At 38.2% G+C, this 12000-nt stretch carries 10 protein-coding genes; 5 read left to right on the forward strand and 5 right to left on the reverse strand.

Annotated elements, in window-relative coordinates:
- On the reverse strand, positions 1-1773 hold the full coding sequence (locus OQ268_RS05320) for a caspase family protein (protein ID WP_265855062.1): 1773 nt from the start codon (positions 1771-1773) through the stop codon (positions 1-3).
- Between the two features lie 42 nt (positions 1774-1815).
- On the opposite strand from OQ268_RS05320, the gene OQ268_RS05325 reads away from it, so the two are divergent.
- Positions 1816-3210, forward strand: coding sequence for a tetratricopeptide repeat protein (locus OQ268_RS05325; RefSeq protein WP_265855063.1), 1395 nt, complete (start codon positions 1816-1818; stop codon positions 3208-3210).
- A 6-nt stretch (positions 3211-3216) separates the two neighbouring features.
- On the opposite strand, the gene OQ268_RS05330 is transcribed toward OQ268_RS05325, so the two are convergent.
- Entirely contained in the window at positions 3217-3444 is a 228-nt protein-coding gene (locus tag OQ268_RS05330) for a hypothetical protein (RefSeq protein WP_265855064.1), read from the reverse strand.
- Between the two features lie 137 nt (positions 3445-3581).
- Positions 3582-4838, reverse strand: coding sequence for an aspartyl protease family protein (locus OQ268_RS05335; RefSeq protein WP_265855065.1), 1257 nt, complete (start codon positions 4836-4838; stop codon positions 3582-3584).
- A 254-nt stretch (positions 4839-5092) separates the two neighbouring features.
- Here OQ268_RS05335 and typA point away from each other — a divergent pair, with 254 nt between their 5' ends.
- The 4 genes from typA (at position 5093) to OQ268_RS05355 (ending at position 10620) form a co-directional block, all read left to right on the forward strand.
- Complete coding sequence (gene typA / locus OQ268_RS05340; protein ID WP_265855066.1) at positions 5093-6898, forward strand: translational GTPase TypA; 1806 nt, start codon at positions 5093-5095, stop codon at positions 6896-6898.
- Positions 6899-7309: 411 nt separating this feature from the next.
- Positions 7310-8278, forward strand: coding sequence for a lysophospholipid acyltransferase family protein (locus OQ268_RS05345; protein ID WP_265855067.1), 969 nt, complete (start codon positions 7310-7312; stop codon positions 8276-8278).
- Positions 8279-8305: 27 nt separating this feature from the next.
- On the forward strand, positions 8306-9493 hold the full coding sequence (locus OQ268_RS05350; RefSeq protein WP_265855068.1) for a serine hydrolase domain-containing protein: 1188 nt from the start codon (positions 8306-8308) through the stop codon (positions 9491-9493).
- 83 nt (positions 9494-9576) lie between these two features.
- The gene (locus OQ268_RS05355) at positions 9577-10620 is read left to right on the forward strand and encodes a hypothetical protein (RefSeq protein ID WP_265855069.1); all 1044 of its coding nucleotides are present in this window, start codon (positions 9577-9579) and stop codon (positions 10618-10620) included.
- A gap of 55 nt (positions 10621-10675) precedes the next feature.
- Here OQ268_RS05355 and OQ268_RS05360 read toward each other — a convergent pair whose 3' ends face one another.
- Together OQ268_RS05360 and OQ268_RS05365 are read right to left on the reverse strand one after the other, a co-directional pair.
- On the reverse strand, positions 10676-11236 hold the full coding sequence (locus OQ268_RS05360; protein ID WP_265855070.1) for a type 1 glutamine amidotransferase domain-containing protein: 561 nt from the start codon (positions 11234-11236) through the stop codon (positions 10676-10678).
- A gap of 59 nt (positions 11237-11295) precedes the next feature.
- Positions 11296-11997: a hypothetical protein gene (locus tag OQ268_RS05365; RefSeq protein WP_265855071.1), complete on the reverse strand. Its 702-nt coding sequence runs from the start codon at positions 11995-11997 to the stop codon at positions 11296-11298.
- Positions 11998-12000: the final 3 nt, after the last annotated feature.

Genomic DNA, 12000 nt, shown 5'->3' on the forward strand with positions numbered 1-12000 from the left:
TTATTTTTTAGCGTAGCGGTTAAACCACCTGCTGCCGTTTGCCCTAGCTATTGTATAAGCGATCTGCTCAATAGCTCGATTAAGCAGCATTATTTCGGGCTTACTCATTTGCAAGTTTTTTATTTTAACATGATAGGAAGAAAACTTATTTAGCTCTACCTCTCCACTACGGTTTAAGGCGTTACGAAACGTAATCACAAAGCATGGCCTTTCTTTCTTTATTGCATTGGTAACATAGTTCAAATAAATCACCCTATCTGCCTCTTTAATGCTTTGCACAAAAACAATGTTTTGATTTGGCATAAAGAATTTTTTGATCTGTTGGGCAAGGTCTTTCGGGATGGGCAGAAGTACAGCAAACCTACGATTGTTAGCATTCGATAGAATTCGCTTTCCCTCGCCTAATGTATTATTAAAACCAAAGGTGGGGCTTTGTAAATCATTATACCAGTTAAAATAATCTACATAGTTCTTTTCTGTACTTATCGGAACGATTTCATTTGTTATATTTTTTAGGAACTCTATTGTATTGAGATGAGTGGTTTCAATATATAGTTTTAGAATTGGATTTGAGCTTCGGTAACTATCCTGAAGAGAAAATACGTCACCTTTTTTTATTTTAGTGGCGGGGTTGATTTTAGCAATTGCGCTATCGGGGTAAACGCTAATTACATCTGCTGTGGCACTTTTATTTGCGTTAACCAATCGATTTCCATTTGCAATGCCGCTGAGATATCCAGCACCAAGCGTAATGGTCTGCGCCTTCCCATCAACACAATACAAGGGCTGCTTGTTAATTTTGTTAGCTAAAGGTAAGCCAATAAGGTTTCGATTGTTTCGATTAGCATCATTATGAAAAATGGGCTTCTGTTTAAACAGTTGGAAGCCATTAATTTCGGTGCTAATTCCGTTTAACAAGCTCAGAAACACAATATCCGTTTCTGTTTTTTCGAACATGCTTAGAATAGTTCTTGTAAGTGCACCATGTGGAACGCCAGATTCATCCCAGATTTCCTTTGCCTTCTCATCATCTTTGCATGCGGAGATAGAGGCGAAGTAAGAGTTTTTGGTGTCTGATGGTCGCGGCACTATTTCTTTATCAGGTATTACAGGCATTACACTTAAGTTAACAGCCTTGTCTTCACTTTCCAGGGCGAAAAATGGGATTGATTTCGTGCTGCCACTATCTGGTACATTGCCATCAAAATATGGGTTATGTTGCATGAGATCAATGGTAGTCGTCATCGAGATGTTGCCGCTATAACAACAATCGAAGATGGCTGTGAAGATTACTTTTTTGGCTACGAATTGATTAAATATTTTTTTTAAAGTGTTGTCTTTCATTAAGCAATTATAGCCTGGAGAATACAAATCGCTTAATACCAGCGACTGGTTGTAACCTTTCTTCACCGGATCGTTATTGATTTCGAAATTGTCTATGTAGATGCCGTGTCCGCTAAAGTAGAAAACAACTACATCGCCCGACTTACTCTTATTTAAGGTAGTTGCAAAAGCATCTATTAAATTTTGTTGGCTGGCTTTTTCATTTAAAATGAGGTTGATGTTTTTGTCGTCAAAATCGAAACGCCTGCTGAGCAGTGTTCGCATGCTCATGGCATCGTTAACACAACCTTTAAGGCTATACTCGCTTTTTTGCCCAGGTTTGCTATAATAATCATTAACACCTACTAAAATGGCGTATTTACTTTGTGCGAAATGTATGGTTGGGAAGCATATTTCCAGCAAGATGATTATTGCAAATAACTTACGCATTTGAAAAATTTTATATTAAATTTAGTTTTTAATTACCTGAAAATGAAATTAATAACGCTCTGTTGTATAATCCTTTTTACACCTTTCACAATTTTCGCCCAAAGAAAAATTATCGATAGCTTATATCGAGATTTGAGTATCCAAAAAACAGATACCGGGAAAGCAATTACGCTTTACAATTTAAGCTATTATTATTTAAACTTTAAGCCAGATTCTGCAATGTACCTGGCCAGATCTGCCTATTCCATTTCAAAAAGAAGCAAATTTTTAAGAGGAGAATCCTGGGCGCTTGGTAGCATGGCCAATGCATTCCATGTGTTGCATAATTACCCGAAGGCGATAGAATACTACATCGAACAATTAAAAATTGAAGAAAAGCGAAATATCCCTGAAAATATAGGTGGGATCTACCTGGCCATGGCTTTAGTTTATAATAGTGAGAAAGAAACCAAGAAGGCACTTGGGTATGCTTTTAAGGCTGATTCAATTGCTAAGCTGTGCAAACTTCCTGAACTGGCTTTATTCGCGAAATTAAACATTGGCGATATCTATGAGAAAGCTAACCAACTTGGCTCTGCTATGATTTATGCACACAATGCTTATGATCTCTCCATACTACAAAAGAATGATCAGATAACTGGTGTAGCACTAAATAACTTGGGCAATATTTATGCTAAGCGATTAGATTTTTCAAAAGCAAACGGCTATTACCGGAAAAGTTTAACTTATTTGCAGCAAAGCGAAGATTACAATAATCTTGCTGAATGCTACCTGGGGATGGCTAAAATATGCCGTGCCCTGCAAAGGCCAGATTCGGCTATTTTTTACGCACGGGAGAGTTATCATTTAGCCAGCAAGAACGAATTCTTTGCTAAAGCTTTAGATGCCAGCGCATTTTTGGCAGAAACTTACAAAGCCAGCAATAACATTGATAGCGCATTTGCCTATCAAAATACCATGCTAAAACTAAAGGATTCTATTGATAGCAAAGAAAGGGCAAAGGAATTGCAGAGCATTACTATTGCAGAAGAGTTAAGGCAAAAGGAAATTGCAGAAGCACGAGAGAAAGAAGTGGAGGAAAGAAGGCAGAAGTTGCAACTGCTTACTATTGGCATCCTTATACCTATTTTTTTTCTATTTAGCATTTTTTTAAGCAGGAGAAAAGTGAGCAAGAAAGTAATCGAATTTTCGGGGATTATTTCCTTGCTCATGTTTTTTGAATACCTAACGTTGTTTATCCATCCTTTTGTTGCAGAAAAATCGCATCATTCACCATTTATAGAAATTGTGGTTTTTGTGGTTATTGCAGCCCTGCTTACACCAACACACCATAAAGTAGAGCATTGGCTAATTAATAAGCTCAGTAAAATCCGCGATCATCATTTACAGTTAAGGCAGCAACAGATAGAGGATTTAGAAAAGGACGAAAAACCCTGAGTCAGGCTATTTTTTAGGTGGCGGTACCAATGTGCCTTTTCCGCCAGTATCAACGGTGTCTGTCATTTTCGATGTCATAACTTTGCCGCTATCTACAACGGTGCTATCTACCATTGTTGTAGTGGTGGTAAGGGTATCGGTATTTTCCGCTTTTTTCTCGCTATTGCAACTGTGCAGCGAAAGCACACCAAATAAGGCGACTCCGAAAGCCCCGGTCAAGATAATTTTTTTCATATTGTTTGAGTTTGATTTGCCTTGAAGTTACAATATTTTTTTTATTATAAGTTGCTGTAAACTATTTTGTTAATTGGTGTGTATTAACAAAAAGCATTTGAAATAATTGAACTAAATGCGAATGGAAATGCCCGGATTTATTTATAGTTGAAACGCTCCACGATTACTTTTTCTCCATTTAGCTTTTCAATAAGTATCTGGCTTGTGCCGCTATTCGCTGTTCGCCATAGAACATACTCGCAAAGGTTAGCGAATGCATTGGCTGGTTTTCCATCTATACTTCTAATCTCCTCATTCAAGGCCAGTTTTTCTGCAACGTTGTTTACCGCGAGGTTAAGGCCTACAACCTTTAGTTTCCCATCAATAAGGTAAATATCTGCACTCGGGCCCATGTTTTTCTGCACTGGCGATTTTTTGGGAAGAACCCAGTATTTATGTTGGGTGGCATTAAAGATAAATTGTCTGGTGTAGTTTAAAAAGAAAGCAAAGCCAAGTTTACTTTGAACACCATCTCTGAGGCTTAATTTAACATTTTGGTATGGCTGGTTAGCAAAGTTGACATCAATGAAAGTAAGCTTAACATCTGCGCCGATACTGAAGCTATTGAGGCCTTGTGAAAATATCTTGGCTGGATACAGCAAGTTTGATTCGTTTATTTTACTTGCTAAATTTTTGAAGGCCTTATCTTTGTTATTTCCTTCTAATACACCCGCGTACCCAAAATCAATCAGGCAGCTTTTAATCTCCTCTCCAGCTACATTGAAATCAGCAAAATGCCTGTTCCCAATAAATTTTACGTTGGTTTCCTGCATTTCAGGTGCAGGCTCGAAAGGTGTGGTAGAAACATAGGCTTGGTTGGTTTCGAAGTCGAATTTCCAATTGAGCTTATTTATTACATCTGCACCGAGGAGGTACAGGTTATTGCACTGCAAGAAAGGCATATCTGCAATAGCAGTGCTTTGATTTTTAAACACATGACTACCAATTTCTATGGTTTCCATGGTTCCGTAGCCTACAGATTTAGAATTTTCCTGACTATCTTTAACGGTTCTACTTTTGTTTGCCGTTAACCCACATGCTGTGGCTATTGTTGAATTGGCTACGCCGGTATTTGCGCCAGTATCGAATGCAAAATTTGCCGAAACACCATTTATCTTTCCCTTGAACACTAATAACGAGGTATTGGAAGCAATGCTAAGGGTGTCTATTTTAGCCTGGGCTGCCAGTAAAAAGGGCGTGAAAAAAATTAGTGTGGGTAAAATTTTTATCTTCATAAATATGCTATCAATCAGCAGTTTGGTTACTTTTAATATTGCCAATACCTTAATAAAGCCTTCGGCAACTGCTGCTAAAAATAGTAAATTGAATTGATTTACAATCGAAGTTGAAGGCATTTACCCGCTAACTGCCTTCAAACCATTAATTGTATAAACTCAACCTGCCATCTAAACCCAATGGCAGCGGCAGCCCCGAAATGAAATGAGGGCTATAGCGAACAGTGGGGCTATCTTAACCGAAATGCTACTGCTATTGCTTTTCTGATTAAAAATGAGCGCATTACCATTTTAACATACTATTAAATAGTGGTTTATATAGTACAAAATCCATTTCAAAACACTATCTTTGCGCCAAATTTGAGGCGCATTTTATGCAAAAGATTAGAAATATAGCTATTATAGCACACGTTGACCACGGTAAAACCACGTTGGTTGATAAGATTTTACACTCTTGTTCTATTTTTCGTGACAACGAACAAACAGGAGATTTAATATTGGATAACAACGATTTAGAGCGTGAGCGTGGTATCACCATCGTATCTAAAAACGTATCTGTACAATATAAAGATGTAAAAATTAACATTATTGACACTCCTGGTCACGCGGATTTTGGCGGCGAGGTAGAGCGTGTTTTAAAAATGGCCGATGGTGTACTTTTACTTTGCGATGCTTTTGAAGGTGCAATGCCTCAAACCCGTTTCGTAACGCAAAAAGCATTGGCCCTTGGTTTAAAACCGATTGTAGTTGTAAACAAGGTAGATAAAGAAAATTGTAGACCTGAAGAGGTTTACGAGCAAATTTTCGAGTTGTTCTTTAACTTAGAGGCAACCGAAGAACAATTGGATTTTCCGGTAATTTACGGTTCATCTAAACAAGGATGGATGAGTACCGACTGGCAGAAACCAACAACTGATATTTTTGCTTTGTTAGATGCTGTTGTTGAAAACATTCCGCCAGCACCAATTAATGAAGGTACTTTACAAATGCAAATTACTTCGTTAGATTATTCATCTTTCGTTGGCCGTATTGCTATTGGTCGTGTACACCGCGGTACAATTAAAGAAAACCAACCTGTTACATTAATTAAACGCGATGGTAAAATTGTTAAATCTAGGGTAAAAGAACTTTATACTTTCGAAGGTTTAGGTAAAATTCGCACCACAGAAGTTAGTTCGGGCGATATTTGCGCAGTTGTGGGTATAGATGGTTTCGACATTGGCGATACCATTGCCGATTTCGAAGCACCAGAGCAATTGCCAGTTATTAGCATCGATGAGCCAACAATGAATATGTTGTTTACCATTAACAACTCTCCATTTTTTGGTAAAGAAGGTAAGTTGGTAACCTCTCAGCGTATAAAAGAACGTTTATACAAAGAGATGGAGAAAAACTTGGCTCTAAAAGTAGTAGAAACGCCATCTCCAGATTCATGGTTGGTTTACGGTCGTGGTATTCTCCACTTATCGGTATTAATTGAAACCATGCGTCGCGAAGGTTACGAAATTCAGGTTGGCCAGCCACAAGTTATTGTTAAAGAAATTGACGGCAAAAAGCACGAGCCAATTGAAACATTAATTGTAGATGTACCTGGAGAAGTTTCTGGTAAAGTAATCGAATTGGTAACCCAACGTAAAGGCGAGTTATTAATTATGGAACCAAAAGGCGATTTACAACACTTAGAATTCGAAATTCCTTCTCGTGGAATTATCGGTTTGCGTAACAACGTACTAACCGCAACTGCTGGCGAGGCCATTATGGCACACCGTTTCAAAGCATACGAGCCTTGGAAAGGTACTATTCCTGGTCGCTTAAACGGCGTTCTAGTGTCGATGGAAAAAGGTCAAACTACTGCTTATTCAATCGATAAGCTGCAAGATAGAGGTCGTTTCTTCGTAGATCCGGGAACCGATGTTTACGAAGGTCAAATCATGGGTGAGCACATCCGCGATAACGATTTAGTAGTAAACGTGGTAAAAGGAAAAGCCTTAACCAACATGCGTGCCTCTGGTACAGATGATAATACGCGTATTGCACCAGCAATTAAATTCTCTTTAGAAGAGGCAATGGAGTACATCCAGGCCGATGAGTACATTGAGGTAACACCTGCAAGCATGCGTTTACGTAAAATCTTTTTAACAGAACAAGAACGTAAAGTTAAAGGAAAGCAGTTCGCTTAATCCAAAGCAATCCTCCCACTTAGGCGGTAATCAAAATACATCAAGCCCATTTCTTAATTGAGATGGGCTTTTTTATTACCGTTTTTTACCTTTTAATAGCCGTTCGCTAAATTTTCTTTCATCCTAACTACTTACACATCAAGCTTTATAAGAAAAGCAAGTTGCTACCCTTGTTTTAAGTTAGTCCTTCTTTCCGCTGTATCTTTTTGGGTAAGCTAATGGATAAAGTTGATCGTCTGAGCAACCAAAAAGGATGCCGCTATAATAAGGTTTATTTAGTCAATACTTTGCAACATACTACGGAATCTTTACCCCAGAAAGTTCGTAAGCACCCTCAATATTTAATCAGCTGAACTTATTTCTGTCAGCATTATTTCACAAATCTTTTTGGAATAAAAATCTAACAGTTTAATGGCAAAAGATTTTTCTGACCCATATAATTTTGATCATTCTCATTATCCTATGATAAAAAAGGGCATTTCTCACCTCGGTTTATTATTTCTTGGCGCAATAGCGCTACTACCACTTTCTGTTTTATATGCCCTGGCCGATTGTGCTTATCTTATGCTTTATTCCGTTTTTGGCTATCGCAAAAAGGTGGTTAGAGAAAACCTGTTAACTGCCCTCCCAGAAAAAACGTTACCTGAAATTATTAAAATAGAACGCAAATTTTATAGATACCTGGCCTCACTCATTTTTGAAATTATAAAAATGAATAACATTTCTAAAAGGCAATTGCAAAGGCGATTTGTTTTTAAGAACAAAGATTTAGTACTTAGCTATCTAAACAGGGGCAAAAGTGTATTAATCTGTTCTGCACATTATGGTAACTGGGAATGGGGAACAATGGGTATTGGTCTAAATTTCACCGGCAATCATTATCCAATCTATAAACCCTTAAGTAACCCTGTCTTTGATGACTGGTTTAAACACATACGTAGCCGCTTCGGTAATAAGCTCATTGCGATGCGCCAAACCATGCGGGCATTGGCCATGAGTTATGGCGAGGCAAGCATTTTTAGTTTTGGTAACGATCAAGCCCCAGCTAAAGATGAGTCGCACTATTGGACAATTTTTTTAAATCAGCCAACTTCAATACAATTAGGTATCGAAAAAATAGCTAAAAAAACCAACCGACCGATCTTTTATTTCAAAGTTAAGGTATTAAGAAGAGGTTACTATGAGGTAGATTGCGTTCCATTATGTCTAAATCCTGCAGAAACCAAAGAATTTGAGATTACGGAAATGCATACCCGCTTTCTGGAAAATCTTATTCGTGAGGAGCCTGAATATTGGCTATGGAGCCATCGCAGGTGGAAATACAAACCAAAACAAAACGTAGATATTTTTAGGGGGCAAATTAATCTTCAGCATGCTTAAGTATATTTGTGGTACAATCCTCACCGCATGAAATTGGTTTTAAAAGCATTGCGCTACACTTTATTTGCTATCGTAATCATCCTTGGCGCCTTATTTATTTGGCAACCCTATTTAATGCGGGTATTGTGGTATAGAACGCCAACGGCAAACACCTACAGAATCTTTCCTCAAGAAGTCATAAAAAAGAGCGATAGTGCTTTCAACTTTATTCGTGCAACAAAGTTTCGGTTAGATTTAGATACTTTAACCGTTTTAGATGGCAAGCACAACGCTATACCCTTTGCAAGCTATTTTAAGCAAGGCGATCTAATGGCTTTTATCGTCATCAGAAACGATACGGTTTTGTACGAAAAATACGCCGAAGGCTACAGCGATAGTACCCTGACATCGGTATTTTCGGGTGCCAAAAGCATGGTTTCCATTCTACTGGGACAGGCTTTAGCCAATGGAAAAATTGAAAGCCTAAATGATAAGGTTACACGCTACTTGCCAGAATTAAAGGCGAACAGTGCGTACAATGATATCACCATCAAAAACCTTCTAAACATGAATTCTGGTTTAGCTTTCAAAGATGCATTAGGTGGTGTTATGGGTGCTTTCTTTTCTGATGAGGCAAAATACTACTATACCCATGATATGGCTGCAGCATTAAAAGCAGTGAAATTAGCCAATAAACCTGGAACGGTTTGGGTGTATAAAAGCATCGACCCCATATTACTGGGTTGGGTTCTCGAAAAAGCAACCGGAAAATCTGTGGCCAAACTTTTCGAAGAAAGTATTTGGCAAAAGATTGGTGCAGAATATAATGCATCTTTTGGGCTAGACCACGAAGGGGGCTTGGCTAATACAGCAAGTCGGTTTCAGGTTACAGCTATAGACTGGGCAAAAATTGGCCGACTTTATTTGATGCAGGGTCAGTATGCGGGTAAACAAATTGTTCCAGCAAGTTGGGTGAAATCGTCTATTACACTGGGCAACATGGAGCCAGTATCGCCAAAAGGTTGGCAAAAATCTGCCCATCATTACTTATGGTGGCTACCGCAAACGGGCGGTTACGGAGATTTCGCAGCTGAAGGCATGCTTGGACAACGATTATACGTAGATCCGAATACCCACACCATTATTGTACAATTTGCCCGTCGTGGTGCGGGCGATTATCCTTACCGAAAAATAAGCAGGTATTTAGCAGGCTTACCTTTTAGTTATCCTAATTAGGCGGTTTACAAAAAATTTGTCGACTTCTTAATGCCGCAATAATTTGTTGTGGCTCAATTTTTAAAGTGTTACATTGTGTATCAATGGAAACAGACGACGTAAAAATCCTAAAGAAGAAACCGATTTTTCCGGTTACGCCAAGACTACAAAAGTACTTGCGCATGTATCAGCGTGAGGCTAAGTTGCCCATTACCTACCAAGATTTAATGCAATTTAATGAGGCTTTCCCGTTGATGGATAAAAATGGGCAGGACTCACTTTGGGAGGGCCCTATTTATGCACAAGACCGACTGGAATTTATCCACAATGGTTTAAAAGAGATATATGCCAGTTTAAAGGCCTCTGGCAACTTGCGTATTGTAGAACATAAGTATATCGACAAAATTGAATACTGTACATTCGGGAATACGCATCCTTTTAGAATTAGGATTGTTAACCGTTTAAACGATGTTTATGATTATTTCTATATCAAGAAAGCCGACTCATCACGAATTTATGGCTTAGAATTGGAAGAAATTTTATCCCCTAACCAGGTTAATTATTTAGTTGATGGCGACACTTTGGTTGAAGAACATATTGCCGGAATTCCAGGCGATGTTTTTACGAAAGGTCAGTTATATACCCCTGAATTTAACCCTACCCGTATTGCAAAAGAGTTTGTTAAGTTTAACGAGCGGTGCCTGATTATGCTATTGGGGGATATGAGAGCATACAATTTCGTAGTGCAAATTACGCCTGACTTTGATGATATTCAGTTCCGCATTCGGGCCATAGATTTTGATCAGCAATTTTATGAAGGAAACTTAAAAGTTTACCTTCCGCAGTTTTTTAAGGAAAACCTACCTTATGTTAAAATGAGCATGGAGCAACTTACAGATAAAACGGTGTTGCAATACCAGCAAGAAGAACGCTCATCTATTGTGCACCGGGTACGGAGTGAGCGCCACCGCCTTACCGACCTGCGAGATGTTTCGAACAAAGAAGAACTGACTACGCCAGAGAATATCGCCATCTTAAAACAAAGTATGAGCGACTATTTTAAAGACGCCAACTATCTTCGCTGTAAAAACATGACAGATATTATCGAGCTGAATATTAAGAACATCATAAGACAGGTAAAACTATAAAAAAAGCGGCTGGCCACACGCCAACCGCTTCTAAGCATTAGAAATTGCTTTTTATTTAGGCATGCTGTCCTTCATGTACGCCTTCGGCAAATTCTTCTACCATTTTATCATTAAATGCAGGTAAATCTTTTGGCGTTCTGCTGGTTACCAAACCCTGGTCTACCACTACTTCTTCGTCACTCCAAAGTGCTCCGGCATTAATTAAATCTTGCGAGATATTTTTAACCGAAGTTAGTTTTCTACCCTCTACAACCTTTGCGCTAATTAATGTTTGCGGGCCATGGCAAATGGCAGCTACAGGTTTTCCATCTTTAAAAAATTCAGTTACAAATGCGATTGCATCCTCATTTACACGTAGTTGATCTGGATTAATTACCCCACCTGGCAAAACCAGTCCGTGGTAATCTGCTGCACTTACCTCTGTTAAAGTTTTATCTACATCAACTTCTATCGACCAATGATCTTGATCCCAAGCTTTAATTTTGCCACTTTTAGAAGAAATTACATGCACTGTTGCACCTTCTTCTTTTAACCTTTTTACCGGTTCTGTTAATTCTACTTCTTCAAATCCGCTCTCTGAGAGTACGGCGATATTGCGATTACTTAATTGTCCCATAATGTTTACTGTTTTTAATAGTTGATGTATTTAAGACAGTACTAAAGGAAAATTTGTTTTTAAAAATTTGGATTAGCTTGGATGATAAGCGTCGTTTCCCGATCTAAATCATAGTTATACAACACCTCATAGATAATCCTGCTCACAATTGCTTTGATCTGCATTGCGTTTTTAAAATCTTCCTGTGGATATTTTAAATGGTAATATTTTTTAGACTTATTTTTAGTGAAACCAATTCGCCTTAAATGACGTATCGTAGGTTTGGAGAAGTAATCTTTGCTTGGCAGTTTGGCAAATGACGTAATGCGAATATTAATTTTTTCTTTTTTGATTGAGAAATGAAGATAAAGCTGATCTGCTTTACGAAGATAAAAAGTGGACGATAAGGTTTTCCCATCAACTAAATCATAAATGGCGTCGTCGAAGTCTTGTCCATCATTAAAATAGTGGTTAGATTGGAGCGTATTTAATTCCAACAGCTTGTTAATTGAGGGAGCCAACAGTTTCGCCTTCAATTCATCCGGGTAGTTTAATCTTTTGCTGTAAACTTCAATAATTTGTTCCAGATGTTGTTTCTCCCTCCAGTTCGGGTCTGCAATTAAATTCAGTATATAGATTTGATGCCTGGTATTTAAGATTGCCTTATTAAGAAGATAAACCGTTTCGTAATCACCATGTATTTGGGCTTCTTCAATTTCAAATTGCAACGCTGCTAATTCCTGTTCGTATGTAGCAAAAAGCAACTGGATATCTTCATTCATTCC

The organism is Pedobacter sandarakinus (genome assembly GCF_026240095.1).
GTDB lineage: Bacteria > Bacteroidota > Bacteroidia > Sphingobacteriales > Sphingobacteriaceae > Pedobacter > Pedobacter sandarakinus.